The organism is Hydrogenophaga sp. NH-16 (assembly GCF_004006415.1).
Taxonomy (GTDB): Bacteria; Pseudomonadota; Gammaproteobacteria; order Burkholderiales; family Burkholderiaceae_C; genus Hydrogenophaga; species Hydrogenophaga pseudoflava.
On sequence record NZ_CP029344.1, the window covers coordinates 758,770 to 784,595 of the forward strand.

The window sequence follows — 25,826 nt, forward strand, 5'->3', positions numbered from 1 at the left end:
GCCACGAAGCCAAGCAAAAAACGCTTGGCTTCACCGCCAAACAGCGCGTTCATCACATCGCCATCCACCACTTGCCAAGGAGCAGCAAATGACCACCTCCCTCATCACCCAACTTACCCCAGCCCAGCACGCCATCCTCGCCAAAGCGATCAACACCAGCGACGGCCAGATCGAATGGTTCCCTGACCACATCAACGGCGGCGCGCGCAAGAAGGTGCTCGCCGGGATGTTCAACCGCGCCCTGATCACGCCCGATCGCGAAGGCTGGCGCGTCGCCGCCGAGGGCTACGACGCCCTGGGCATGGCACGCCCCGGGCCCACCACAGCGCCACAGGGCGCGTTGGAAACCACCACCGCAACCTTGGTCGCCGATCCCGAATTGGAGGCCGACGTGGCCGCGTGTGAGGCCCAGTGGGTCAAGGAATCCACGCCGCGTCGCCGGGAGAACAGCAAGCAGGCCGAAGTGATCCGGATGCTGCAACGCCCCGAGGGCGCAACCATCGGCCAGATCTGCATGGCCACCGGCTGGCAGGCGCACACGGTGCGCGGCACCTTCGCCGGAGCCTTCAAGAAAAAACTCGGCCTGGCCATCACCTCGGACAAGGCGCAGGGCGGCGAGCGCGTGTATCGCGTGGCGTGATTGGAACGACGAGGGAGCCAAGCAGAAAGAGCTTGGCTTCTCTCGCCCTCAGCGCGTTCATACGGGTGTCGCAACGATCACCCCGGAGAACACCATGAACGCCATCACACCCATCCGCCGCACCCTGCAAAAAGGCGACCACGTCGCTTACTACATCAACCGCACCATCAGCACCGGCCACCACAGCACGCGCACCACGCAGGTGCGCCGCACCGGCATCGTCCAGGGCTGGCGGGGTGGCAAGGTGGTCGTGCTGCACAAGGCGGGCTACACCGAGGACTTGGCACAGGCCGATCTCTACTACGTCGAATGATGGAAACAAAGGCCAAGAACAGCTTGGCTTCTTGTTCGAGAAGCGCGTTACTACAACCATCAACAACGCACCGCACGAGAACGAAATGGCCTACTACAAAAAATTCGCAGACGCCCGCAAACACTGCCGCCCGGGGTACACCACCCTCTACTGCAACAAGATGGGCATGTACTACAACGGACGCACGTTTTGAGGGACATCGAAATGAACACGACACCCATTCCCGCCACCCAGAACGAAGCCTGGGGCTTCTGGGGCACGATGAACGAGCACGCTGCAGCCGCCTGGCCGCTGGCCTTGGCCGCGATTGCTGACGCCACCAGCCAGCCCCTCGAATCGGCAAGGGCCTTCCTCGACAGCCGCTTTGGCCGCCACTTTGCCGACGACGTGCAGAACGGACTCTACGCCGGCAAGGCCCTCAAGGACGCCATCGACTCTGCCACGCAGACGTGGATGGGCTGGACGATTGGTCGCCAGACCAGCAAGGACTACGGCATCCCGCGCGGTCTGCCTTACCTGACAGGCTTCGTGATTCACTGCGAGATCGTCGAGGAGTCGCTCGCCGCCTGATCGAGCACCGCGCCATCCGCCTCGCGGGTGGCCTGCTTCCCGGTGAAGTCCTCCCACCGGCGCACGATCACGTCCACGTACTTCGGATCGAGTTCGATCAGCCGCGCCACACGTCCGGATTTTTCTGCGGCGATCAGTGTCGTGCCGGAGCCGCCGAAGGGGTCGAGCACCACGTTGCCGGGACGGCTGGAATTGCGAATTGCCCGTTCGACCAGTTCCACCGGCTTCATCGTCGGGTGCAGGTCGTTCTTCTGCGGCTTCTTGATGGCCCACACATCGCCCTGATCGCGGTCGCCGCACCAGTGCCGCTGTGCGCCCTCAGGCCATCCGTACAGGATCGGTTCGTACTGGCGCTGGTAGTCGGCACGGCCCAGCGTGAAGGTGTTCTTGGCCCAGATGATGAAGGTCGACCATTTGCCACCGGCGGCGCGGAAGGCGGCCTGCAGCACATCCAGTTCGCTGGAGGACATCGCCACGTAAATCCCGCCCCGGCAATGCGCCACCGTGGGCGTCAGCGCTTCCAGCAGGAAGTCGTAGAAGCCATCCCCCAGGTTGTCGTTCAGGATCGCGCGATCCTTGCCGCGCATCTTGTCCTTGGCGCTGTTGGCGTAGTTCACGTTGTACGGCGGGTCGGTGAAGACCATGTCCGCCAGGTCGCCCTGCATCAACCGCTCGTAGCTCTCGGCCAAGGTCGAGTCGCCGCACAGCAGTCGGTGCTGGCCCATGATCCAGACGTCGCCCGGACGCGAGATGGGTGTCTCGCTGACCTCTGGCACCGCATCCTCAGCTGTCTGACCCTCGTTGTCCGGCTCGTCGCCCGCGATCAGTTCGGCCAGTGCGTCTGCGTCAAAGCCGGTGATATCCAGATCGAAGCCTTCGAGTTGCAAGGCTTCCAGTTCGATCCTCAGCATCGCGTCGTCCCAGCCTGCGTTCTCTGCGATGCGGTTGTCGGCAATGACCAGGGCCCGGCGCTGGGTCGGCGTCAGGTGATCGAGCACGACCACCGGCACCCGTTCCAGCCCCAGCTTCTGGGCGGCGGCGAGACGACCGTGGCCAGCGACGATGATGCCGTCGCTGCCCGCCAGGATCGGATTGGTAAATCCGAACTCCGCGATGCTGGCGGCGATCTGCGCCACCTGCTCCTCGGAATGGGTGCGCGCGTTGCGGGCGTAGGGCAGCAACTTGGCGGTCGGCCACTGTTCGATCTTGTCGGCCAGCCAGTTCATGCCACCACCTCGGCATCCGGGGTGGTGGCGCGCTCAACGGCGACCTGCTCGAAGGACTGACCGGTGGCGATCAAGGTGACCGGTATGCCGGGGTGGTTCTGCTGGAACCGCTTGATGGCCACGTCCACGTACTCCGGCGCGATCTCCACGCTGCAACAGATCCGACCGGTGCGCTCGGCGGCCAGCATCGTCGTGCAGCTGCCGCCGAAGGGTTCGAACACGATGTCGCCCGCGTCCGTGTAAGCCTCGATTACGAACTCCGGCAGCGCCACCGGGAACACTGCCGGGTGGTCGATGTCCTGGCCGATCTTGCCCTTGTGGCGCATCACCCGGATCACTGAGTCGGGGATGCGGGTGTCTTGCGTGGGCAGCCCCTTGTGCGTCCAGCCGCCCACCTCGCCATCCTTGCCGCGCATCGCCGTGGACGAGCCATCGGCGCGCAGGTGCGACTCCTGCCCCGCGTGCTTGCAGGGGACGATCTTGTTCGGCTTACGGCCCTCCCGGTTGAAGTGGAAGACGAACTCGAAGCTCGGCGCGAAGCGGCCTGCCCAGTCGCCCGGCATCCCTGGCCCTTGATCCCAGACGTACCAGGCAAAGCGCCGCCACCCCTGCTGGCGCATCCAACCGATCCAACCGTCCCAATACGGGATCACCTCGTTGTCGCGGTGGATCAGCCCGAGGTTGACCAGCACTTGGCCGTCGCCTGCCATCGGCAGGTGCGTGAAAACGCCGCGCATCAAACCATCCCAATCGGAGATGCCCCCCGAGGTGTAGTCGCGCTGGTTGCCATAGGGCGGCGATGTGAAGCACAGGCGAGAGACTTCACCCTGCATTAGCGCAGCGACCACGTCCCGGTCGGTGGCGTCGCCACAGATCAGGCGGTGCGGTCCAATCGCCCAGACATCGCCGGGCCGGGACACCGGCACCACTGGAGCATCCGGCACGTCATCGGTGTCGTCGTCTGCGCTGCTTTCTGGGTTTTCTGCTTTGGCGGCGGCTGCTTCGTCCTCAAGGCAAGTGGAGAGCAGGCGCTCGAGTTCGCTGCCGTCGAAGCCAGTCAAGGCAAGTTCGTATCCCGATTCGGACAGTTCAGCGAGTTCGAGCGCCAGCATTTCTTCGTCCCAGCCCGCATCAAGGGCCATCCGGTTGTCGGCAATCACCAGTGCCCGCTTCTGCGCGACGGTCAGGTGGGCCAGTTCGATCACCGGCACCTGATCCAGGCCGAGCTTGCGCGCAGCGGCCAAACGCCCGTGCCCGGCGATGATGCCGTTGTCGCCGTCGACCAGGATCGGGTTCGTCCAGCCGTACTCGACGATGCTGGCCGCGATCTTGGCGATCTGGCTCTCGGCGTGCGTGCGCGGATTGCGGGCGTAGGGAATCAGCGCCTCGACCTTGCGGTACTCGACGTTGAGCGTATTCAAAGTGGAAGTCCCAAAAGCAAAACCCGCCGAGCGTTGCCACCGGGCGGGTTGAGTGAATGAAGATTCTGGTGGGGTGGTAACTGCGCCTTGGGGGTGGTAACCGGGGCCGGTAACCTGGCCGACTGGTAACCTTGCCCGCGCCCTGACGCTAAAAAAGCGTCGCGCTCGCGCCCCCCGCATGGGATTTTCGGCAGGAAGGACCCCTTTCGCCTCGGGCCACTCGCCGAACCGTCACCGCTATCCAGAAGATAGCTCGAATACTACGCTCGACCGGGGTGATTTGTTGCAGGGTCAAAAACCGCGCATCGCCGCTGACATGCTCACACTGCAAGCCACGCGCGCCAATTCACGCCAAAACCCTACGCCGTGACGACACCATTGAGTTGGTCGGCGACGGTCTGCAAGGCGCGGTGCCAGCGCCGCCACGCCGTCGTTCGGTCGCAGGCAAAACGGATCGTGATGTCGCGCCAGCCGTAGCGCTTGGCGCGCATCCACACCAGATGGCGCTGGTCGACCTCCAGCCACTGCACCCACTTCATCGTTTCCAGCATCCGGTCGATAGCGTCGGGGTCGGGTGGGAAAGGTCGGTAGACGTGCTCGTCGGCAGCGAACGTTTCCCACTCCTTGCGCACGATGATGGGCCAGGTGTTGAAGTAGCCTTGCACACGCACGGGCGGCAGGCGTCGTCCGGTGCTGGCCGCCTCCTCGAAGCGTGCGGCCACGTCGTCGATTGTCCAAGTGCGGGGATCAGCCATGACGTGCGCCTCCCTGTCCGTAGAGGCGCTCGCCGATGCGCCGCACGAACTCGCGCTCGATGAAGTCCAAGCGTTCGTCGGCAGCGTTGACCACGAGGATGTGCTGATCGCGCCAGCCGCGTTGCTTCATCGCGTCGAGATCTGTGGTCTCGGGCTGGAGGCGACCCAAGGGGCAGCGATAGGTGGGAGTCGAAATCTTCATCTCACGCCTCCCGTTCCAGTGCGTGCTGCTCGATGGCCCAATGCAGCAGGGCCAGCGCGTCGGCCTCGTTGTCGTCGGCCGGGGCATGACCACGGGCACGGGCAGACGCCACCATCTCGTCCTTGCTGGCATTGCCTTTGCCGGTCGCGTGCTTCTTGATCGTGCCGACCGGCACGCCCTGGTACGGGATCTGGTGGTGCTCGCACCACGCGGTGAGCGTGGCAAGGAAACCGCCGTAGGCGTGGGCAGCATCCGTGGAGACGTGGCGACGGACTTCCTCGAAGTGCAGGCAGTCGATCTCGTCGCAGGATTGCTTGATCTCGGTGAGCCAGCGTTTGAATCGCAGGAAGCGCATTCCGCCGCCTTCGAAGCGCTGCGGCCGGAAGCTCTCGGAACCGCTGGTGATGTGGCCGTCGCTGCCGCGCAGTGCCCAGCCGGTCATGGTGCCCAGATCGAGGGCGAGGATGGTGGTGGTCATGGTGTCAGTCCTTGTTTTTCGCTGGTCTGACGGATCGGACGGGTCGTATCGAAACCTTCCATAAGGCGCGCGCACGCGCACGTGTAGGAGTTACGACGTAGTCCGTCCGATCCGTCAGACGCGGTTGTGTCAGTCATCGGCGTAAGGGGTGTAGGTGGGTGCTGGCGGGTACTTGAGGCCAATGCCCTGAAACCCGCGCAAGCCCATGCCGTTGCGCCATTTATCCAAGCCCCGGTTGAGCAGCAGATCGGCAAAGCGCTTCTGCGAACCGGTGAACTCGCCCGCTGCCTCTGCCCACGGCTTCCAGTCGTTGAACAGTTCTGCCGTCAGCGACTTGGCGTTGGCCTCGCGCACGCAACGCTCATCGAGCCAGCGGCCCAACGCATCCTCGGCTTCGAAATACTCCTCGGTGGCGTCCACCACCCGCTGCGGCGGGGAGAGTCGTCCGTGGCGTTGCCAGTCGAGGCAACCCTGCACGGCCCACGCCAAGATGCCGTCACGTTCGGCCAGGAGCTTCTGCTGCAGGTTCTTGTCACGGCGCTCGGGCGGCACGGTGATCGTGAAAGGGATCAGGTGCAGCCTGCGTTTCATCGCCTCGTCGATGTTGCGAATGGCGGGCCTGTGGTTGCCCGCCACGAACAACTTGAACTGCGGGAAGAACTCGAAGAAGTCCTGGCGCATGAAGCGCGCAGAGATCTTGTCGCCACCGGTCAGGTTCTTGAGCTTGGATTCGGCCCAGCGCTTGCCCTGTTCGGTTTCGATGGCCGCCACGAAGCGTGCGCCGCGCAGCCCCGCCATATCGGTCGGGTGCCGGTCGGTGCGCGTCTCCATGAAGGTGTCCATCGGCGCATTGGTCGCGTAGTCGCCCAGGATGGTGGCCAGCGTGTTGACGAACACCGACTTGCCGTTCGCGCCCGTGCCGTACAGAAAGAACAGCGCGTGCTCCTGCGTCGATCCGGTCAGCGCGTAGCCGACCATCCGTTGCAGGTAGGACTGCAGTTCCTTGTCGCCACCCGTGACTTCGTCGATGAACTGCTTCCACGTCGGGCAGTCGCCGCTGGGCGTTGCTGTGGTGATCTTGGTCATCCGGTCGGCGCGCTCGTGCGGGCGCATCCGGCCTGTCTTGAGATCGACCACGCCGCCCGGCGTGTTGAGCAGCCACGGATCAGCATCCCATTCGTCGGTGGTGGCCGCGTGCCTGCGGTCAGCACGCGCCAGCCGTTCCACGCCCCCGACCGTGCTGGCGCTGGCAAGCTTCGCCGCGACCTTGGGGTTGTCGGCGCGCACGGCGGTCTGGCGACAGACGCTGCGGATCAAGTCCGTGGCGGCCAACGTGTCCTCGGTGCGCCAGCGTTGCCCGTCCCACACCAGCCACTTGCCCCAGCCAGCCACGTAACGCCAGTCGCGGTGGTAGCGGCGGGTGAAGGACAGCGCCAGCGCGTCCTCCGTACCCCAGACGGATTCGTCGCTGCTGACCACCGGATCGACGTCATCGGCCACGTCGTGCATCTGCAAGCGTGGGCCGTGGGTGAGAAAGGTGGCGACATCGAAGCCCTCGGCAATGGCGTCGGCCACATCCCAGCCCTCGGCGGCCTCTTCGGGCGGATAGAGGACGTGGCAGGATTTGGCCCCCGCCGACAGGATGGCCTGTGCCGCTTGCGTGGCGTACTCCCAGCCCGGTTTGTCGCGGTCGGGCCAGATCAACACGGCCTTGGCCAAAAGCGGCGACCAGTCGGTCTTGTCGACCGGGGCGTTCGCGCCGTGCATCGCCGTGGTGGCCACGATGCCCGCCTCGATCAGCGCCTGCGCGCATTTCTCGCCTTCGACCAGCACCACCTGCGCGGCACTGGTCATCCCTGGCTGGTTGTAGAGCGGACGCGGGTCGGGCGGTGCCATCTTGCGCCGCTTCGCATCCCAGGGCCGGAACTGTTTCTTCTGTCCGGGCGGGTCGTAGCGGTAGACGACGGCGATGAGATGGCCTTGGGCGTCGAGATAGTCCCACTTCGCGGTGGCGGGGCCGAGGTCATCGACGGGAGCATCCTTCTTGCCCCTGCGCGCCAGAGTCGCCGGAGCACGCCCGACCAGTTCGGTCGCGGTATCGAGCACGCGTGGGAAGTCGGTGTGCGCATCGATGCCGAGGTGGGCCGCGATCAGGGAAAAAATGTCGCCGCCGTCGCCAGTGGCGCGATCCGTCCACAGGCCGGTCTTGTCACCGGTGAGCACGACTTCCAGGCTGTCGCCCGGACTACCGAGCACGTCGCCGATCAGGAATTTGCCACCGCGCTTCTTGCCTGCAGGGAACAGCGTTGCCAGTACCGATTCCAGCCGCGAGAGCAATGCCTCGCGGATTGCGTCGCGTTCGGCATCGAGGTCACGAGGAGCGGGCTTTTGCGTGTCGTTGAAATCAAGCATCCGCAGACTCCTCGCCAGACGCTTGCTGCCCGACGATCCACGCTTCCAGCTCTGCAGGCTTGAACCGCACGAGCTTGCCGACGCGGTAATGGGGAATGCGACGCTGCTTTCGTTCCTTCGCTTGCGAGAGCCAGTACGAGGGCAGGTTGAACATCAGTGCAGCCTGGCGTACGTCGATCAGTTGCTCGCCGAGCACATGATTCAAAGTCGTGGTGTTCATGCTTTTGTTCTCCAGCAGCGGTCTTGCCACGCGCACATCCGGCACTCGAAGTGGGTCGGGTCATTGAAGGCACGAGGCAGGAGATCTCCCGCCTCGGTGGCCGTGATGACCTTCACCGCCCGATCCGACATGCGCTGGGCCAGGGCTGCATCAAAGGGCACGGCCTCGGTGTAGATCTCCATCGTGTCGGCGTTGAGGGCCGTGAAGATCGCCGGGTGCTCGTGCAGTTCGAGATAGGCTTGGTAGATCGCCACTTGCGCGGCGTAGATGGGCTTGGAGATGGCCAGCCCCTTTTTCTCCAGCTCACTCCAGGACTTGTTGCCCAAACATTTGCATTCCCAGAGCGCGGGATAGGCGAAGCCCACGGGGCCCGCGACGATGACGCCGTCGACGTGGCCTTGCAGGCGACCGTCGGCCACCGAGAAACCGAACTGCTCACCGTCTGACTTGCGGGCGCGCAGGTCGAAACCCGCGTCGCGCAGCCACGCCACCATGCAGTCTTCCATGACGTGGCCACGTTCGAAGATGCGCAACATCCGCCCCGGGGTGTCGCGCCCGTGGTCGATGGGAGCCTTGGCGTACTCGAACTGCAGCGCGCGCTCGCAGGCCACGCCCAGACGCGAGGCACCAAGGTACTGGCGCTCGGACTGGCGGGCGCGGGCCTGCTGTATCCCGGCGTCCACCAAGGCGGTGACCTGGCCCGAGATGCTCAATGAGGAGTTGAAGTCGATCATGGCTTCTTCCCCTTCAGTTCTTCCCAAGGCAGGTCGTCCTCCAGATCCGCGAACGGATTGGCGGCGTCGGGTGCCAACGGATCGGGCGCAGGCGTCATGCCTCGCACCGGCGGGTACTTGGTGGCCTCGTGGTGCGCGACCATCGCGTCCGACCAGCAGGTGACGATGGCATCGATCACCCGCAGCGCTTCCGCTTCGGAGTAGTCGCCCAGCGGCTTAGTGAAGCCGATCTCGCCCGCTGTCTCGCCGAAAGCCTTGAGGCACTGGCGCATCGCGGCCAGCTCGACATCAGACGGATCGATCATGGCGACCCCCTTGATATCGGTGCGACCTTCCTTGGCTCGCAGCCAATTGCCGTACAGCGCATGAAACGCGTTTTGACAGCGTTGCGAGCAGAACACCCAGTCGATGGGGTAGCGCCGGGGATTGCCGACACCGTGTCGGTTGTCGGTGTGGCCGAATCCCCGGGCCTGTCGTTTGCAGACCCAGCATTTCATCGCCCCCTCACTGAGCCCAAGACGGCTTGCCGGTCACGGGTGCGCGTTGCGGAGCCGGTGTCTGATACGCGGGGGCTGCCTGCGCCGGAGCGCCGGACGTGCCACCGCCCGACGCCTTGGGCGGCACGCCCATCAACTTGGCGTAGTCGGGGTGATCGGGTTCGACCGCCACCTTGACTACGTTGCGATCCTGGCCCTTGCCGTCCTTCTCGATGTCGACGCGGGCCAGGAACTCCAGGCCATCCAGTTCGTGGAAGCCCTGGATGCGGCGCGCGGCGGCGGCCTGCGGGCTGTTGTCCTGCGGGTGGACGTTGCGTGCGCTGTTCAGCGCGGCACGGATGAAGCTGCGCCCCATCTGGCCCCAGGTCGGCCCCTTCTTGGAGTGCAGGCCGATGTTCGACCACATCTTGCGTTTGGCATGGTCGCCAGCGGTGACCACGAATTCGGCGGCGAGATAGATGGAACCGGTCTCGAAGGACTCGGTGGCGTAGCCGCCGCCCCAGCCTTGTTCGGGATCGTCGTAGCCACCGGGCTTGATGGTCATGCGCACCGGGACAGTGGTGCCCTTGGGGATCAGATCGAAGCCGGATTGCTGGGCGTCGGCATCGTTGAAGTCATTCCATGCGGTCATTGCGATTACTCCTGAGATTCGATGTGTGTGGGGGTGGCGGCGCTGGCGGGCGTAGCGGATGCGCCCGCGCACTTGGCGATCAGCGCGTCGAGATGCGGCGGCTCCAGCAGGTCGAGACGACCGCTGCGGTCTTTGGCCGGGAAGCCGTAGGGATTGACGGTGTGGGTGACGAAGGCGCGGTAGGCGCTGCCGTCCTCGGCCTTGATCTCGGCCAGCGTCACGACCTCATCGACGATGCCGGGCAGTTCCAGGCTGGTCTTGCTGCCTTCGATCTGCGGCACGAACACCTTGCGGTTGTAGTCATCGAGGCGTTCGTCGAGGATGGCCACGAACACCACGTTCTTGCCGCGTGCGTGCTGCAGGTGGGTCAAGGCACTCACCATTTCCTGGCCCAGCAGGCCGTAGGCGCCGCGCAGGTCAGGCTTGCCGGAGCGGTCGCTGGTTGCACCGGGCTGCGTCTTGCACCACGCGAAGCATTGGCGCGACAACTGCGTGATCGAGTCGAGGAAGAACGTCTGGTAGCGGTCGAGCTGCGTCGCGTCGCCGAACTTCTCGATGACGTGGTCGTAGTGCGCCTGCGAGAAGGCAGACTCCGGCGGCAGCGACTTGTCCGGGCCCGCGAGGAACACGAAGAAGTCGCGGCTCTCGGGCCAAGACGCCGGTCGGATGGTGTCGCCCGGCCAGTCGGCCACGGCCAGATCGCCTGCCTCGATGTCGATGAACAGCGTGGTCTTCGGATCGAGGTCTTTGAGCCGGGTGGTCTTGCCGATGCCGGACTTGCCGAGCATCAGCAGTTTCACGCCCTTGCGCTCGGCCATGCGCTGCTTCGCGGAGATGATGGGGAGGCTCATCACGCGGCCTCCTTCAACTGCTCGGCGACGGCAGGATTCCAGAGGATCTGGTAGCCGCTGTGGCCGTTGCGCGAGTACGGCATAGCCTCGGCCCACCCCTCACCGGCCTCGGTCAGCTCCCATTCGTCGCGCTCGTTGCGGAACTGAAAGCCGCCGGCCGCCAGCATCTGGTTCGTGGCCTTCGCCGAGCGGTTGAGCAGCTTGCCGAGCTGCGTGGCGTTCAAGGCGCAGATCGGTTCGTTGGCCGATGGCAGCGCGCGACGCAGCACCTCGGTGGTGATGCCGGTGTTCTCCTGAATGCAGGTCAGCGTCGCCGCCGCCGCGATGCCCGGTTTCACGCCCGGCACCTTCGCCACGGCCTCACCGATCAGCAGGATCGCGGAAACCCGGTCGTGGGTCGGCGCGGGCAAGGTCGCCAGCGCGCCGGGCACGGTGTAGCCGCCGGTCTTGCGGATCGCTGGCAGCACCTCGCTGGTCACCCAGCGCTTGAAACGCTTGGCGGCGTCCTTAGTGCTGCCGAGGATCAGGGCGTAGAGGCCCGATTCATTGACGTGGTTCTGGCGCTGACGGCCACCCGCCGTAAGGGTCTCCAGTTTCTGGAGATCCTCGGCATCGACGTGCGTCTTGATCGCCTGAGACGGATTGCCCATTTCCAGGGCATCGCAGACATCGGTGGCGTTGAACCACGGCTGCCCCTGATCATCGACCTGGACGCGCACGGCGTGCGCTTCGAACTGGAAGGGAATGATCGCGCTCATGATCAACCCTCCCACGACACGTCGGCGATGCGGTCGGCCCCACGCGCGGCGCGCTTGCGCACCTCCGTGTGGAGTTCTTCCAGCGCGGTACGGCGGCGGCCGAGCGCCAGCGATTCCGCGTTGGCCGTCTGGATGGCGAAGGCCAGTTCGTCGACCGTGGCGGCATCGAGCGGGACGACGACGTCCTGGCCGTCCGCGCGGCGATACCGGATTTCGTCGGGAAGGTGTTCACCGTAGATGGACGGCAGCTGTTGACGCAGCGAAGCGATGAGGTTGGTGCTCATGGTCATTACTCCGAATCAATGGAAAGAGTGAAAGACGGCTTGCCGGAATCCACAGTGCGAGCGGCGGCGAACTGCTGTTGCAAGGCAGGCGGCCAGTTCGTGAAGCGGGATTCGGAGACGGACAACTTGATGTCGAGGTAACCCTCGACCTTCTCGCCTGAGGCGACGATGCGTTCGGCGATTTCGGTCAGTCGCTTCTGATCCCAGCTGACCTTCTTGGGCAGCTCGAACTTCAGGTGCAACGGGCCATCGCTGATGTGGGCGGTGCCGAAGTCACGGCCGGATTCACGCAGCGCGGTACGGGCCTGCTCGCCGTAGCACTGATCCAGCGCCGCATCGAACTTGGCGCGGGCCTTCTTCAGCCAGTCGATGGCGGCATCGAGGTTTTGGTCGATCTCGTGCTTCTGCGCGGGCGGCAATGCAGCCAGTTGGCTGACAGACAGCTCTGCGATGTCAGCGGGGAAGATGGTGATGTCGTTCATGGCATCGCTCCTCAGCCCGCCGCGCGCTCGGACGTCGAGTCGTGCAGCGCTTCGCGCTCGAACTGGATGACCGCGTCCACGGGGTAGCCGACGCGCTTGGACAGCTTCATGTAGCGCGGGCCGCGACCTTCGCTGCGCCAGCGCTGCAAGGTCTTGGGGCTGACGCCCCAACGTTGCGCGAGCTCGTTTTCGTTGAGCACCCGGCGATCACCGGGTGACATGGTTTTGATCGCCTGCTGGGGCGACCGGGGAATGCTGCTGGTTGGTGTCTGCATGGAATGCTCCTGTGACGTTGTTGGGGAACAGGTGTCATTCCAAACTTCGGGTGGCGAACCTTTAAGGGACGCAATGGCGAACCACGCGGAAACTTCGGGTTCGCCAATCCGCCAGATCCCGCCCAAAAGCAGACGGCGAGCACATGGCTCGCCGTCATCGGGGAAGTCGGGGATGAAAGGGTCAGGCGTCGGGGAAGCCGAGCAGCCGACGCTGCTCGCCCCAGTCGCGCGGCAGCAGGTCTTCGCGGCCACGCAGCGTGTGTAGGTTCAGCTGCCGGGGCTGGCGACCTTCGAAAATTGCCTCGACGATGTCCGGGGCCAGCATGGTCATCCGCTGCACCTCGGCCGCCCAGCCCGGTTCCAGTTTCAGCGCTCGTGCAAGATCCGAGGTTGTCGGATAGGTGCCGTCGTCGATCAGCTGCTTCCAGTAGAACGCCTTGCCGAGCGTCTTGATCATCGGCACATCGAAGCCGCCCGTCGCAGCGGCGGCGTCGGGCGTGGGCGGAATCAGCAACTTGCGGTTCTGGCGGCGCTTGATGGTCAGCGGCACCAGCGTGACGCGCTGCCCATCGCTGACATAGCTGCGGGCATCGACTCCGACCTCGATGTGGACTGTGCGTTTGCGCGGGTTCACAGAGGTGGTCATGCCAGTGCCTCCTCAGGGTGCTCACGGGCTTCCTCGACCAGCGGATGCGCGCTGATGTCGGCACGGAATCCGATCCAACCGTCCTCGCGCCAGACGATATCCAGTCCATGCCCGTGCAACTGCACCCGCTCGATCAGCAGTCGTGTGATGCGTTGCTGCTCGGCGGGGAATAACTGCGCCCACACGTCGCCGATGCGCTGCATCGCCACCACCACCTGCGCTTCGTCGAGCGTGCTACCTGCGGGGTGCTGCTGGCAGGCTCGCCAGACCGCGATCAGCATCTGGGGAGCCGAGAGTGCCGCGTGGATTTGCGCCAGCACCGCGTTCTCGATTTCGGCGGCGGGCAGATGACCCACGTCCGGCGTACCGGGCGACAGGCTCGCGCCCGCGTTTCGCCGCTTGTGCAGGTACGGGACGTAGTAGCGGTACTGCCGTCCGTTCTTCTTCTTGACGAAGGAGTGCAGCATGCGTTGCCCGTCGGGCGCGAACAGCAGACCCGCCAGCAGTGCCGGATGCTTGGCTGCGTGCTCGCGCGGCGCTTGCTTGCGTCGTTCGATGAAGGCATATACAGCGTCCCATAGGGCCGGGGCGACGATGGCCTCGTGCTGACCCGGATACCACTGCTCGTTGTGAGAAATTTCGCCGAGGTAGATGCGGTTGCGCAGCAACGTGAAGAGGTACTGCTGGTCGATGGTGCGGCCCGAGCGTTCGCGCCCGGTCTGCGTCACCCACGCCTTGGTGGTGTGGCCTTCGATGACCAGTTCGCGCACGAGCCGCGCCGCCGAGCCATGCTCGCCGTAGCGCCTGAATATGTCGCGCACCAATGCCGCCTCGCGTTCGTTGACGACGAGCTTGCGCTCGACCACGTCATAGCCCAGGGGCGGCACGCCGCCCATCCACATGCCCTTGGCCTTGCTGGCGGCGATCTTGTCGCGGATGCGCTCGCCGGTGACTTCGCGCTCGAACTGTGCGAAGGACAGCAGGATGTTGAGCGTCAGCCGTCCCATCGAGGTCGTGGTGTTGAACTGCTGTGTGACCGAGACGAAGGACACGCCGTTGCGGTCGAACACCTCCACCAGCTTGGCGAAATCTGGCAGGCTGCGTGTGAGGCGGTCGATCTTGTAGACGACCACGGTGTCGATCTTCCCGGCTTCGATGTCAACCATCAGGCGGCGCAAGGCGGGACGATCCATGTTGCCGCCGGAGTAGCCGCCATCGTCGTAGCCGTCGCCGACGGCGATCCAGCCCTCAATCCGTTGACTAGCGATGAAGGCGAGGCCTGCGTCGCGCTGGGCTTCGAGACTGTTGTATTCCTGATCCAGCCCTTCGTCGGTGGATTTGCGGGTGTAGACGGCGCAGCGCTTCTTCGGCGTGATGCTTTGGCTGCCCGAGGGCAGCGGATTGGCGCGCGGCGACCTCATGCCATCACCTTCTTCGATGCCGGCGACTTGAGGCCGAAGAACACAGGGCCCGACCAGTGGCTGCCCGTGATGTGGCCCGCAATCGCGGACAGGCTCTTGAAGCGTTGCCCTTGGTATTCGAAATCGTTCGAACCGCGCACCAGCACGCGATGCTCGACGTCGTCGTAGATGCGCGTGAGGATGGTGCCGGGCAGCAGGCGCTGGCTGTCGCTGCGCAGTTGCTTGGGCAGGATGCCGGTTTCGCCGACTTCCTCGAGCTTCTTGCGCAGCGAGGGTCTCAGGCCACCGAAGGCACGTTCCTGAATCCTGTAGGCCAGTCGGCTCTCCAACCAAGTGCGATGGTGATGGCCGGGGCGCTCATCAAAATGGTCATCCCAGAGCGCCCAGAGGTCGTCCATCGAAAGATGGGGAAGCGTCGCGACACGTGCGGCGACCGAGGTAGTGGATGGTTTTGCGTGTGCCGTCATGGGCGAACTCCTTTGTTGTGATCGGGGTTCGCATTCACGCGCTGTTGGCCGGGGAAGCCAAGGCGAACGCACTCGCTGGTTTCGATGGTGTCGCGCGACGGACGCGCGCGCAGGCGCAGGAGTGCAGCGGCCAGCAGGTCGGCGATTTCCTGCTGCGCGTGTCGAGGCCGGTCAGACGGCGGAGAAATGGAGATGGGTTGGCGTTCTGGCATGGCTGACGTTTCGATAGAAAACGCTGCTCATGCTAGAAACCGAGGACACTTCGCGTAACGTGATTTAGCGGAGATGCACGGGCTAAAGGTCATGGGGCGAGATGAACTGTTAAGCAGCGACCGCTCCTGCCGTCTGCGCTACCACAGGCTTCGTGAGACTCAATCCATAAAGCCTCGCCAACTCGTCAAGCATCCTCTGCTTCCTAAATGCGATAAACGTCAGATGGTCATTCCACTGACTGGCGTCGGACTGAGTCCAGGATCTGGGGTCGGCCAATGGAATAAGGTCGTAAGATGCCCAGTATTTACTGCCGTCATCACTTTGAAAGAACTCCCTTGGATGACGAGCTCGTTTGTAGTTATTGACCTCGGCAGGCATTGGCTGAAAGTTCCATAGAACATCTACAGCCTGCTGATAGGCCTCGTCCGCCCCGTCAAGATTGACCGGAAATATGTGGTCGACCTGCGGCTTGTTTTCGTGAAAGACGTAGCTGCGGTGAGGCATCGATACCTTTGTCGCCAGCCAAGGCTGACTGAGCAACTGGTACTCGTGCAGATCTCCGGTTCGGTTTTTCTCGACGGCGATTTGTCGAATTTTTGCAAGAGGAAACCACTGACCACCTTCGGCCGACGCGATAGCCTCACGAGCAAAGGCATTGACCATCGTTTGAGTATTCCAGTCGCAAAATTGCGAAAGGAGGAAGTATTGATGGATTTGTTGTAGTTCCGGCGCTGACAGGGCCCGGATGCGCCATTCATGCCCCTTGCGCTTGCGCACAGTCAGGTAGGCGGCAAGAGGCAATACGGCCAGCCAGCGTGGGACAATAGATGCATGATTGATGCTCAAGAGCCCTCTTAGGTAGCCCGAAAAGACCTCAACCAAGGGTTCAGTGTCATTTTGCAAGGCGTTCTGAAAAGCGCGGATATCTGCACTTTCAAGACGGTCCTCGTCGATGCGAATCGTGTTCTTGATTAGCAAGTGGAAGAACTGCAGCACCGCCGTCGACGAGAACTTGATGCCGCTCTTCCGCTCAATGGTCTCAGCAAGCGTCCAAAGCTTTTCTTCATAGTCAGAATGGACCGCCTTGATCTTGCCAAGCACAAGTTCCAGTTGGGTCAGTGCGACGCCCCCAGTGTTCAAACGTCGAAAAACCTCGTTCACCTCCTTTGGCGTGTCCGCCCTTACTGAAAAGTAGGCAATGGATTTGTGCTCGGTCTCTACAAAGATGTCCCACAGAGCGTTTAGATTCCTTCGAATCAGGCGCTCGACATCTCGATTTCCAGCCGCAGCTGGCAACACTCGATCTTCAAGAGCAATTTTCTCATCGTCATTGCACGGCAAGATAGACAACTCTGTCATCCGGAGGTAACGAGGCTCCGCAGCACTTCCGGAATAACGAAAGTGAAAACCCGTTTCGTCTGCTTCCGCATTCTTTTGATCGAATAGCAAATCAAAGTGGAGAACGAGGTCATTGAACCTGTTGCGTAGCACCGAGTAGAGCGTTTGCAGGCGCTGCTGACCGTCGTACACGAGAGACTTAGCTGCGCCCCAAAGCCCCTCATCTACCTGTTTTGCATACTGGCCTGACGTGTAATCGCCAATGAAACGACGATAAGGAACCTTTTGAGCCGTTTCCCACAGAACAATGCCGCCAATCGGGTAGCGCTTCAGCAGCGAGTCAAGTAGCAAGCAGATGTAGGTTTCCGACTCATGGCGGGCCCCCCACACATATTGACGCTGAACTTGAGGGAGATACCACCCTCCATTCGGTGCGTTGATCTTGTCGAGAGCTTCACGGATTGAGATACCTGAATACGACATATTTCCTCCCAATTTCCTCCTGCTCACCGAACGGCGTGCTGACCCGAGGAGATGAACTGATCAAAGCTGTCGAAGCTGTCCTCGTCCTTCCACGACCGATCCCATGAGCGCGGCTCGGCGCTTTCGAGCAGGAGCAGCGTGAGGATGCGATCACGCGCGCCGTAGCTGTGCTTGAACTCGCGCAGCTTCATGTGCTGCGCTTCCTCCGGGCACCAGATCGCGGCAGACATTTCGGTGCCATCCCACTCCTGATCGATGCTGGCATCCGCGGCCAGCGTCCCCGGCAACGGTTCTGCCGGATCGCCATTGCGTCTGATGCGCGCCCGCGTCTTGACGGCGCTGCTGCTGCGCCATTCGTACTTCGCGTAGCCGTTGTCCCAATAGACGAGGATCGCGCGCTGCGGGGTGAATTTGATGAAGCGGATGCACAGCGCCTCGAACGAAACCTGGAATCGTTTGGCCATGGCGCTGAGGACGTGCAGGTCGATGCGCTGGTTCGAGATCCACTCGCGCAGCAGATCACAGGGCATCAGCAGGTTGCTGGCGAAGTCGTCGGCCTCGCGCTCGATGACGCGGATGGTGTCGATGCCGGAATAGACGCTTTCCTTGTCGCAGTTGAAGCTTTGCCGCTGACCGCGATGGAGAATGAAATGACCCAGCTCGTGGGCGATGGTGAAGCGTCGGCGCTCAGGGCTGGCCTTGCCGTTGTAGAAGATGCCCCACTCGGCGGTGTCCTTCGGGTTGCGCACCAACATGCCTTCGCAGCTGTCGATGTCGAGCACCATCGGGGCTTTGATCTCCCGAACGCCCGCGCCGTAGGGAGTAGACGGCAGCATCTGCCTGACGATCTCCAGATCGACGGCATCGGGCACGCCTTCGCTGTGCCACGCCCGCAACCACTTCTGGACGGTGTTGGCGGCAATGGAACCAGTGAGGGCCTGCGCTGCGTTCAATCCTCAGCCCCCGCTTTCACCCTTGTCGGGGAACATGATCTTGAGCGCCTGCCGGTAGCGATCCTTTTCTTCGTCCGTCATCCCCGCGTACTCGCGGAAGAATGACACGTCCTCGGGGCTGGCTTGGGGAACCTGCGCAATGGGCTCGCCCATCACGTCCTCCATCGTCACGCCCAGCACCTTGGCGATGGCCTGAATCCGTTCGGCAGACGGGCGCTGCCCGTCCTTCATTTCCAGTTCCCAGATGTAGGCCTTGGTGCAGCCGACCGCGTCGGCGACCTGCTGCAGGGTCAGTTTCTTCGCCTCGCGCAAGCGCCGCAGGCGTGCTCCAAATGCAGAAGCCATCGAATTGCTCCTGTCAGGGTGGTTTTCGACAAGCCCTCAAGTATAGCCAAAAGATACCACTAAGCACCACGAGTACCCCATTGATTGACAAGAGGGAGTGCGCTCGTAGAATTGCATCTGTATCTCGCGGCTTTACTTATGCGAGGTGCGTGTTCAGAACCCTGTCGCTGGCCCAAGCAGCCCAACCCCGGTCGCAGACCTTCGACGCCGATCCAGAAAGGACGAACAAGATGAAGAAAACCTTTGTCGACGTGATGCTCGAGCTGCCGGTGGATGCCACGCTGCGCGACTTCCTGACTGCACATGGCCTGCCCGTGCCGGACGGGTTCGCATGGGACGACACGCCGGAGACCACCCAGTTCTTGGTGGAGGCTGTCAAGGTCTGGCCGGACACCGACGCCCGCGACCAGATGACCGCCAACCTCATGGCCAGCGTCCAGTTGGGCGATCCAGCGGGCAAGCAGGCGATGTTCGAGGCCGTGGTCTCCGATGCCGCCGCGCTGGCAGGGCTGACCCTGTGCCGCAGCGACGTCCACCGCTCGTTCTGGCTCTACGTCACCCACCCGACGCTGTTCGAGCGCGCCTACGACTTCAGCTTTTGGGAGCACCACGGGCCGCAGACCCAGCAATACGATCTGGGCCTGAAGCGCCAGCCGAACGGTTCCGACCACCATCTGGCCGGTCTGCGCAACGCGATCTCGGCGTTCTACAAGCGCGAGATGCAGTGCGGCGACAGCAGCGTGGCGCACTTGGTCGAGCGCAGTCCCGGCGTGTTCCTGCTGACCGTCCACGTCAAGGACATGGCCATGCTGCGGCTGGAGTTCGAGGGCGCGACCCTCAAGCGCCGCGTCGGCAATCCCAACATCCACATGGTGCTGGAGTACGCCAAGACCACGGGCGTCGTCCGCACGCTGGTGCGCGGCGGCCAGAAGTACCAGCAGATGCTGGTCGAGGCCTTCGCCGAGCATGTGCTGGGCGTCAAGGCGAGCGCGAGCCGCATCAAGTCGCCGACGCTGGACTTGTCGATGCTGCGCACCGGCTTCGACGTGCCGGAGGCGTTCGAGGACGGCTTCTCGATGGTGCAGTTGAAGGCGCTGACCTTCCTCAGCCCGGACGGCGCGCTGAAACTCGAATGCACGGCGATGCAATCCAGCCACCAACGCTCCGTGCATGAATTGCTGAAGGAGAAGTTGAACGGCCCGCTGGAAGGCAACTGGACGGTGACGGCGGCGCAGGTCAATCTCTACTACCCGCCTGAGCCGGGCCGCACGCGCGCGAAGGTCGTCACCATCGAGGTGACCAGCAAGGGGCGGCTGAACCTGCACAAATTCGACGCCAAGATGCAGGCGCAGTTGGAAGGCTATCTGGTCGCAGTGGGCATCTTGCAGAAGGGCCAGACCTTGAGCGCCCACGAGATGCCGCCGGAAACGGACGCGGTCGGCTCGACGCCGGTGATCGAGGGCTGACCTGATGGCGGCGCACGACGCTTGGGCCTTGATCTGCCGCCTGTTCGCGGGCGGCACGCCCGTGCTGCGCGTCACGTTGTCGCCGCGCGAAACGGTGGCGTTGGCCATCCTCGGCAAGGCGGTCAAGCCGACGATGATGGATCAGTCCTTCGTGCTGTGCCCGCACTGCCAGCAGCATCGGGCGCAGGTGTGGGGCGACGGTCGTGGCGGACGGATGTGCCGCTGCCCAGACTGCGGGCCGGTGGCCGTCGAGGTGAACGACGGCGCGGCACTGGCCTTGGACGAGGAATGGCTGCGCACGAAGATGCGCCTCGCGCTCGACATCGAGAGCCGCGACGGCATCGATGATCTGGGCGGTGGTGTGTGGCGCTTGGGCGATGCCCGGCGGTCGCCCGTCCTGCTGGCCCGCGATCTGACGCGTGTGCTCCACGAACCCGCGCTGCTGGATCGCGTGCGCGTGGCGGGCCGCGACATCCGGGTAATCACGCCGAGGCCGAGCACGACGCGTGGTTCGCCCTTCGGCGCGGGCATCGAGTGGCTGGTGCTGGAAGAACGCTTCATGCTCTACGGCGGTGCGATTTCGTTCATCGCCACGTCGCCGTCCGCGACGCCAGCAGTCGCCGATCCGGCCACGCCGGTGAACGGGCCGTTCTCGGCAGATTTCAAGTGGGCGACGCTGCCGGATGTTCAGGCCACGCCGATCCAGTTCACCGATGGTCAGTCGAAGGTACTTGGCGCGTTGTGGTCGTTCAAGGGCGAAACCGCGACGGCGGAGCGAATCATGCAGCGCGCAGGGTTGGACAGCGCCAAGCCGAGCGACCTGTTCAAGATCAAGACGAAGGACAAGGGCAAGCCGGAGCCTGCTGCGCAGCACGCGGCCTACGGTGCGCTCGTGGTCACGCAGCAACGCGCGGGGCTGTATGCGATGCCGTGTGCGGCAGCGGGACAGGAGGTCGCCATGACGTGATCACACCACCCGATGCGCCGAGGCTCGCGCGGACTTCAAGAGCCTGACCTTTTCAATTTTTGGAGTAACTGAAATGAGCGGAAAGAACCAATGGGTCGTACCCATCAACGGCGGTGATCAGTGGGGTGTGCGGGGTGAAGGCAACGACCGCCTCACCTCCATCCATGACACGCAGCAGCAGGCGATTGACCGTGCGCGGGACATCGCCATCAATCAGCAGAGCGAGATGCTCATCCAGGGGCGGGACGGACAGATCCGTGAGCGCAACAGCTACGGCAACGACCCGTTCCCGCCCAAGGGCTGACGTGGAGGCTGGTCTCGCGGGTTTGCCGTTGTGCTTTGCTCGTGCAAACCCGCGAACCAACCATTCCCATCGGCACGCGCACAAGTCGTTGACGAACAACGCCGTCTGCGTGTGCCACGGCGAAGAAGTTGGCGCAGGTTTCGAGAGAAGATAGGGCGGAACAGGGGCGAACCGGGCGCGTGGTGGCGGTCGGGCGACCGGCTGGTGGCACACGCAGAACGAGCGGGAACCCCGCGTGGTGTGGGGATTCCACAAATGAAAACGCCCAACCGAGAACGGTTGGGCGCTGAATAATGGTGGAGACGAGGTCCACCGTACTATAGTCCGCTGATGTCCAGTGTCGTCAAAAACAATGATGATTTATATGGATAAATTTTCCGATTTTGTCCATTTTAGGTCATCATGGTCTAGGGATAGCCGAAGTTTTTTGTGGGCAGAATGTGGGACAGATACTGTTGGATGAAGACCGATGCCAAGAATCGCGAAGCAGCTTTCTGATCGTGCGGTAGCTGCAATCAAGGCAGCTGGACGGCACCCCGTGGGGGGCGTGCCTGGCTTGCTGCTTCGCGTTACCGAGACTGGTCATCGAGGTTGGGTTTTACGCACTACTGTGGGTGACAAGCGCCGTGATCTGGGGCTTGGGTCATACCCTGAAGTCTCACTCGCTGAAGCTCGTGAGAAGGCTCGCAAATCGATTTCAGCTGTCCGATCCGGTGAGACGTTGACGCCTGCGAGAGCTACTCGCGCCGCAGCCTCAGCGGCGAACCGGACTTTCAAGGACTGTGCACTGGACTTTTTGCGCGACAAATCAGCCGAGTGGAAGAATGCGAAACATCGCTGGCAATGGGATCAGTCTCTGGAGGGATACGTATACCCCCACATTGCTGGACTTCCAGTTGCCCTCGTCGATACACCACATGTCTTGGCATGCCTTGAGCCCATCTGGCGTGTGAAAACCGAGACGGCCACTCGGGTGCGTGGCCGTATTGAAGCTGTGCTTGACTGGGCGGCAGCCCGAAAGTACCGCTCGGGCGAGAACCCGGCCAGGTGGCGTGGACATCTCGACAAGCTGCTTCCCAATCCTTCGAAGGTCGCCAAGGTTGAGCACTACAAGGCCTTGTCGATTGACGCTGCACCGCAGTTCATGGTTGAACTGAGGGCGCGAGATGGAATAGCGCCGAAGGCACTGGAGTATCTGATTTTGACTGCGGCGCGAAGCGGAGAGGTGCGCGGCGCTACATGGCAAGAGATCGATATGCAAGCCCGTATATGGACCGTTCCGGCATCTCGGATGAAGGCCGGCAGGGAGCATCGCGTTCCTCTGTCAGATGCAGCAATCAAGCTATTGAAAGGCATGCCCAAGATCAAGGGCGTTGAGTATTTGTTCCCGGGATCTAGGGAAATGCCTCTGTCAGACATGAGCTTGATTGCGATCATGCGACGGATGAAGGTCGATGCAGTGCCTCACGGGTTCCGGTCAACCTTCAGGGACTGGGCGGGCGACCGTACTCACTTCCCGCGCGACCTCATCGAGCAGGCTTTGGCGCATGCCATCCCCAACCAGGTTGAGGCTGCCTACAGACGTTCAGATGCTCTGGAAAAACGACGCGAACTGATGCAGCGGTGGGCGGACTATCTGGACAGACTTCGAGTGGAGTCAGAGGTCGTCACGTGACGACCGTGTGCATTTTTTGAAGATGAAACCGGCAGCAGGCCATGCCGCCTACATCTATGCCACTTCCCTGGAGCAAAGTCGCGCCATGATGGTACCTGGGCCAACCACGTAGACGCGATGCGCAGGGGTGTCGAAGTGATAGCGCTTTCGCGGCCTACTGCCTGAGCATCTGATCGGTACTGGTACTGGTACTGGTGCTGGTGCTGTGTTGAAAAAAAATACGCGGGTGTATCAGGCTGGCTATAATGAATCCCAAGTCTGAGGTGACAAGAGTTTTCTCGTCGCTGCGCATCTCAGCAAGCTTGTGGGCTTCGCTTCACGAGCTTAGGTAAGCAACATCTTGCCGTCAATTAGCAGTGAAAGCCCCGCACCGGATGTGTTTGGGGTTCGTATTACGTTATGCCCGTTGGCACCTCACCAGCAGTCGCTCGGTGTTCGCATCAATATAACTCGCACGGCGCTTCAGTGCCGTAGCCGGGTGCGTTGTTGCCATTATTCGATGGCAAAAAGGTCGTCTCCAAGGCCTTGTCGTTCTTAAACGACCTCCGCCCTGATATCTGAACAGTAGTTCGGCTTTTTCAGGCTCAGAGTACGTTGCTCTGGCTGGCGGAGTTCATCGGTAGGATGCGTGCCGATCTCTCCTTGTTTTCATTAACTTAAGGACGTAGATCGTGTCAAAGTTCAACACAAACCCCTCTGTGGGCGATCATTTTCCGCGCTCAGGTTCCCCTGACAGGCTGCCCGAGTACCTCTCCGTTGCGCGGGTTTCCGCGATGCTTGGGGTCGGTCGATCGACGCTGTATTCGTGGCTCTCTCAAGGGCGTTTTCCTGCACCGGTGAAACTGGGCCGTGCTACGCGATGGTGTCTCTCGGATCTCGAAAAATGGCTTGAGGAGAAGGCGCAAGGAGGTGCAGCATGAGCACCGATTCGCAACAGCCCATCGACTGCGACGCGCTGACTGCCGAGCTGCGTGAAACCAAACCAGGGCGGGCATCACAGACCGAGGGAGCATTCGTTCGAATGCTCCCGGAGATTCGTTCTGCCCTTGAGCGCAACGTAACCAGGAAAGTGCTCCTGGCCGTGCTTGCCAAGCATGGACTCAAGCTCAGTCCTGTGAAGTTCAAGGCGCTGATGGAGAAGCATGGGCAACCGTCGACGGAGATTAACGGGGAGGTGACAGCATGAATAGCATGAACCTCATCAATGCCTACCCCAGCAGCGCGTTGCCCGACATTACCCGTGGTGCCGTCGAAGATATCGTGAACGTGGCGAAGGTCTCTCCTGGTCTGGCCGGTGCCGCAGTGCTTACGGCCATGTCGGTCGCGATCCAGCGCGGTATCAAGATCGTGTTGCCCTCCACACAAAGCGCGCGGCCTTGCGGCCTTTACCAGCTGATTGTGGCAGCTGCTGGTGAAGGGAAGACCCCGGCTTATGAACTCGCGATGAAGGCGATTCGCGAACATGATGCATCTGCGCGTGCGCAGCACGATGTACAGCGCAAGCACCATCGAGCCCAGATGGAGGTTTGGGTGAACCAGAAGCGGTTGTTGTTGACCAACGATGCCGGTGACGCAGAAGTCGTGGAACGCTTGCAGCGACATTACGAGACAGAACCCGTGATTACAAAGTGCCGTTCGCTGGTAAGCCAGGATATTTCCGAGCGGGCTGTGCTCGAAGCCTTGAACGGCTCAGGCCGATCACTGGGGATCATCTGCGACGAGGGAAAAATCCTTCTGAAGGACAGCTTCCAGGAAAAGGTCGGTGTCATGAATGCCGCCTGGAGTGGCTCTGCCCTGCAACTGGAACGCGCCAACGGTGTGCGGCTCAATGCTCAAGATCCTCGTGTAACGATGTCAATCATGGTGCAGCCTGATGTGTGGACCGAGTATCTGACCAAGCGTGCCAATACCTCGATACGAGGATCGGGACTTCTTTCGCGATGCTTGCCGTGCGTACCTCAGTCGAAGCAAGGGTACAGGTGGCGAGACGCAAGTGTGCCAACCAGGCATCGGCTCGATGCATTCCATGACAGGATCAGAGAAATCTTGCTTCAGGGTGATGCTCGGGAAGAGTCGCGCTCAGATGAGGTCCTCTTGGAGTTCGATGCAGATGCCGCTCAGCGCTGGCTGGATATTGGCAACAACTACGAAGTTCTGATTCAGCCGCATAACGCCGGATACGCGATCAGAGATTTCCTGTCCAAGGCGGCTGAGCAGATCGCTCGCATCGCTGCGCTTTTTCACGTCATCAGTGCCCAGCCTGGGAAGATCACTGCGGATACGGTTGAACGGGCACGTGTTCTTGTTGAATACTATGCGAACGAGTTCACAAAGATGTTCGTTCCGCCTCCACCGCCGCCAGCGTGGATCAAGGACAGCCATGTGCTCGATGCATATCTGTATCGTGCGTATTGGAGTTCGGGGATGGTGATGGTGCCAAAGAATGACGTCCTCAGGAGTGGACCCGTGAGGGGGAGAGATCGCTTTGAACCAGCCCTTAATGCACTGATTTCTGCGGGCAAGGTTTGGCTTCACTGCGATGAAAAACGCAAGGTTTTCATCTTCAGGTACGTCAATCAGGTGCAGTCTGTGGTGCAGCAACCCCCAATGATGTACCAATTCCAATGAATGCGATGAGCATCTTGTCGTAGCTCATCGAGGCCTGGCCCTAATTTCATGGGGCCTATACCAAAAACTGGATGCGATTCATGCGATTAATCGCATGAATCGCATGCCTTGACGCCCTCAACTGCCTCTGGACCTTGCATCCAGAGGACGGTCTGAGGGTTTTTTTCTTCC

General features: G+C 62.3%; 32 protein-coding genes and 1 pseudogene. 11 read left to right on the top strand and 22 right to left on the bottom strand.

Going from position 1 to position 25,826, the window contains the following annotated elements; translation table 11 throughout:
• Nucleotides 1-88 precede the first annotated feature (88 nt).
• The 3 genes from DD542_RS03650 to DD542_RS03660 all read left to right on the top strand — a co-directional run bounded on the left by DD542_RS03650 (nt 89) and on the right by DD542_RS03660 (nt 1,523).
• Nucleotides 89-640 (top strand): DUF3489 domain-containing protein, encoded by a 552-nt coding sequence (locus DD542_RS03650; RefSeq protein ID WP_127803872.1) that lies wholly within the window; start codon nt 89-91, stop codon nt 638-640.
• Nucleotides 641-734: 94 nt separating this feature from the next.
• Nucleotides 735-953, top strand: a complete 219-nt coding sequence (locus DD542_RS03655) for a hypothetical protein (RefSeq protein ID WP_127803874.1) — start codon at nt 735-737, stop codon at nt 951-953.
• A gap of 204 nt (nt 954-1,157) precedes the next feature.
• Complete coding sequence (locus tag DD542_RS03660) at nt 1,158-1,523, top strand: hypothetical protein (protein WP_127803876.1); 366 nt, start codon at nt 1,158-1,160, stop codon at nt 1,521-1,523.
• Here DD542_RS03660 and DD542_RS03665 read toward each other — a convergent pair.
• The 22 genes from DD542_RS03665 to DD542_RS03770 all read right to left on the bottom strand — a co-directional run bounded on the left by DD542_RS03665 (nt 1,487) and on the right by DD542_RS03770 (nt 18,615).
• Complete coding sequence (locus DD542_RS03665) at nt 1,487-2,749, bottom strand: site-specific DNA-methyltransferase (RefSeq protein WP_127803878.1); 1,263 nt, start codon at nt 2,747-2,749, stop codon at nt 1,487-1,489. The genes DD542_RS03660 and DD542_RS03665 overlap by 37 nt on opposite strands.
• Nucleotides 2,746-4,170 carry a site-specific DNA-methyltransferase gene (locus tag DD542_RS03670; RefSeq protein WP_127803880.1) on the bottom strand — a complete coding sequence of 475 codons (1,425 nt, stop codon included), beginning with the start codon at nt 4,168-4,170 and terminating at the stop codon, nt 2,746-2,748. The genes DD542_RS03665 and DD542_RS03670 overlap by 4 nt, the downstream gene beginning before the upstream one ends.
• A gap of 359 nt (nt 4,171-4,529) precedes the next feature.
• Nucleotides 4,530-4,925 (bottom strand): DUF6362 family protein, encoded by a 396-nt coding sequence (locus tag DD542_RS03675; RefSeq protein WP_015914465.1) that lies wholly within the window; start codon nt 4,923-4,925, stop codon nt 4,530-4,532.
• Nucleotides 4,918-5,127: a hypothetical protein gene (locus DD542_RS03680; RefSeq protein WP_015914466.1), complete on the bottom strand. Its 210-nt coding sequence runs from the start codon at nt 5,125-5,127 to the stop codon at nt 4,918-4,920. Before DD542_RS03680 ends, DD542_RS03675 begins: the two co-directional genes overlap by 8 nt.
• A 1-nt stretch (nt 5,128) precedes the next feature.
• On the bottom strand, nt 5,129-5,605 hold the full coding sequence (locus DD542_RS03685; RefSeq protein ID WP_015914467.1) for a hypothetical protein: 477 nt from the start codon (nt 5,603-5,605) through the stop codon (nt 5,129-5,131).
• A 129-nt stretch (nt 5,606-5,734) separates the two neighbouring features.
• A complete protein-coding gene (locus DD542_RS03690) occupies nt 5,735-8,017 on the bottom strand; it encodes a phage/plasmid primase, P4 family (protein ID WP_015914468.1) in 2,283 nt (760 codons plus the stop codon).
• Nucleotides 8,010-8,237: a helix-turn-helix domain-containing protein gene (locus tag DD542_RS03695; protein ID WP_015914469.1), complete on the bottom strand. Its 228-nt coding sequence runs from the start codon at nt 8,235-8,237 to the stop codon at nt 8,010-8,012. Before DD542_RS03695 ends, DD542_RS03690 begins: the two co-directional genes overlap by 8 nt.
• Nucleotides 8,234-8,971 (bottom strand): isoleucyl-tRNA synthetase, encoded by a 738-nt coding sequence (locus DD542_RS03700; RefSeq protein WP_015914470.1) that lies wholly within the window; start codon nt 8,969-8,971, stop codon nt 8,234-8,236. The genes DD542_RS03695 and DD542_RS03700 overlap by 4 nt, the downstream gene beginning before the upstream one ends.
• Entirely contained in the window at nt 8,968-9,468 is a 501-nt protein-coding gene (locus DD542_RS03705) for a DUF6511 domain-containing protein (RefSeq protein ID WP_015914471.1), read from the bottom strand. Before DD542_RS03705 ends, DD542_RS03700 begins: the two co-directional genes overlap by 4 nt.
• A gap of 7 nt (nt 9,469-9,475) precedes the next feature.
• Nucleotides 9,476-10,099 (bottom strand): hypothetical protein, encoded by a 624-nt coding sequence (locus tag DD542_RS03710; RefSeq protein WP_015914472.1) that lies wholly within the window; start codon nt 10,097-10,099, stop codon nt 9,476-9,478.
• Nucleotides 10,100-10,104: 5 nt separating this feature from the next.
• Complete coding sequence (locus tag DD542_RS03715; RefSeq protein ID WP_015914473.1) at nt 10,105-10,950, bottom strand: ATP-binding protein; 846 nt, start codon at nt 10,948-10,950, stop codon at nt 10,105-10,107.
• Complete coding sequence (locus tag DD542_RS03720) at nt 10,950-11,708, bottom strand: Bro-N domain-containing protein (RefSeq protein ID WP_015914474.1); 759 nt, start codon at nt 11,706-11,708, stop codon at nt 10,950-10,952. The genes DD542_RS03715 and DD542_RS03720 overlap by 1 nt, the downstream gene beginning before the upstream one ends.
• A 2-nt stretch (nt 11,709-11,710) precedes the next feature.
• A complete protein-coding gene (locus DD542_RS03725; protein ID WP_015914475.1) occupies nt 11,711-11,992 on the bottom strand; it encodes a hypothetical protein in 282 nt (93 codons plus the stop codon).
• Between the two features lie 5 nt (nt 11,993-11,997).
• Entirely contained in the window at nt 11,998-12,474 is a 477-nt protein-coding gene (locus DD542_RS03730) for a hypothetical protein (RefSeq protein WP_015914476.1), read from the bottom strand.
• 11 nt (nt 12,475-12,485) lie between these two features.
• The gene (locus tag DD542_RS03735; protein ID WP_015914477.1) at nt 12,486-12,749 is read right to left on the bottom strand and encodes a helix-turn-helix domain-containing protein; all 264 of its coding nucleotides are present in this window, start codon (nt 12,747-12,749) and stop codon (nt 12,486-12,488) included.
• A 181-nt stretch (nt 12,750-12,930) separates the two neighbouring features.
• Nucleotides 12,931-13,395: a hypothetical protein gene (locus DD542_RS03740; RefSeq protein ID WP_015914478.1), complete on the bottom strand. Its 465-nt coding sequence runs from the start codon at nt 13,393-13,395 to the stop codon at nt 12,931-12,933.
• Complete coding sequence (locus tag DD542_RS03745) at nt 13,392-14,816, bottom strand: recombinase family protein (protein ID WP_015914479.1); 1,425 nt, start codon at nt 14,814-14,816, stop codon at nt 13,392-13,394. Before DD542_RS03745 ends, DD542_RS03740 begins: the two co-directional genes overlap by 4 nt.
• Nucleotides 14,813-15,283, bottom strand: coding sequence for a DUF2924 domain-containing protein (locus tag DD542_RS03750; RefSeq protein WP_127803882.1), 471 nt, complete (start codon nt 15,281-15,283; stop codon nt 14,813-14,815). The genes DD542_RS03745 and DD542_RS03750 overlap by 4 nt, the downstream gene beginning before the upstream one ends.
• A complete protein-coding gene (locus DD542_RS03755; protein WP_094766854.1) occupies nt 15,280-15,495 on the bottom strand; it encodes a hypothetical protein in 216 nt (71 codons plus the stop codon). The genes DD542_RS03750 and DD542_RS03755 overlap by 4 nt, the downstream gene beginning before the upstream one ends.
• Nucleotides 15,496-15,604: 109 nt before the next feature.
• Nucleotides 15,605-17,317, bottom strand: a complete 1,713-nt coding sequence (locus tag DD542_RS03760; protein ID WP_015914481.1) for a DUF262 domain-containing protein — start codon at nt 17,315-17,317, stop codon at nt 15,605-15,607.
• 23 nt (nt 17,318-17,340) lie between these two features.
• Nucleotides 17,341-18,270, bottom strand: a complete 930-nt coding sequence (locus tag DD542_RS03765) for an ImmA/IrrE family metallo-endopeptidase (RefSeq protein ID WP_241559674.1) — start codon at nt 18,268-18,270, stop codon at nt 17,341-17,343.
• Nucleotides 18,271-18,273: 3 nt separating this feature from the next.
• Nucleotides 18,274-18,615 (bottom strand): helix-turn-helix transcriptional regulator, encoded by a 342-nt coding sequence (locus DD542_RS03770; RefSeq protein ID WP_127803884.1) that lies wholly within the window; start codon nt 18,613-18,615, stop codon nt 18,274-18,276.
• 230 nt (nt 18,616-18,845) lie between these two features.
• On the opposite strand from DD542_RS03770, the gene DD542_RS03775 reads away from it, so the two are divergent.
• The 8 genes and pseudogenes from DD542_RS03775 (at nt 18,846) to DD542_RS03805 (ending at nt 25,655) form a co-directional block, all read left to right on the top strand.
• A complete protein-coding gene (locus tag DD542_RS03775) occupies nt 18,846-20,081 on the top strand; it encodes a hypothetical protein (protein WP_127803886.1) in 1,236 nt (411 codons plus the stop codon).
• Between the two features lie 4 nt (nt 20,082-20,085).
• On the top strand, nt 20,086-21,048 hold the full coding sequence (locus tag DD542_RS03780; protein ID WP_127803888.1) for a hypothetical protein: 963 nt from the start codon (nt 20,086-20,088) through the stop codon (nt 21,046-21,048).
• 73 nt (nt 21,049-21,121) lie between these two features.
• Nucleotides 21,122-21,352 carry a DUF2188 domain-containing protein gene (locus tag DD542_RS03785; RefSeq protein WP_127803890.1) on the top strand — a complete coding sequence of 77 codons (231 nt, stop codon included), beginning with the start codon at nt 21,122-21,124 and terminating at the stop codon, nt 21,350-21,352.
• Nucleotides 21,353-21,821: 469 nt separating this feature from the next.
• Nucleotides 21,822-22,061: pseudogene (locus tag DD542_RS24270) on the top strand (Arm DNA-binding domain-containing protein); the annotation flags it as partial.
• 240 nt (nt 22,062-22,301) lie between these two features.
• Entirely contained in the window at nt 22,302-23,027 is a 726-nt protein-coding gene (locus DD542_RS24275; protein WP_347232074.1) for a site-specific integrase, read from the top strand.
• Between the two features lie 698 nt (nt 23,028-23,725).
• Nucleotides 23,726-23,947, top strand: a complete 222-nt coding sequence (locus DD542_RS03795; protein ID WP_277750669.1) for a helix-turn-helix domain-containing protein — start codon at nt 23,726-23,728, stop codon at nt 23,945-23,947.
• Nucleotides 23,944-24,213 carry a hypothetical protein gene (locus tag DD542_RS03800; protein ID WP_127803894.1) on the top strand — a complete coding sequence of 90 codons (270 nt, stop codon included), beginning with the start codon at nt 23,944-23,946 and terminating at the stop codon, nt 24,211-24,213. Before DD542_RS03795 ends, DD542_RS03800 begins: the two co-directional genes overlap by 4 nt.
• A 5-nt stretch (nt 24,214-24,218) precedes the next feature.
• Nucleotides 24,219-25,655, top strand: a complete 1,437-nt coding sequence (locus DD542_RS03805) for a YfjI family protein (RefSeq protein ID WP_164868327.1) — start codon at nt 24,219-24,221, stop codon at nt 25,653-25,655.
• Nucleotides 25,656-25,826: the final 171 nt, after the last annotated feature.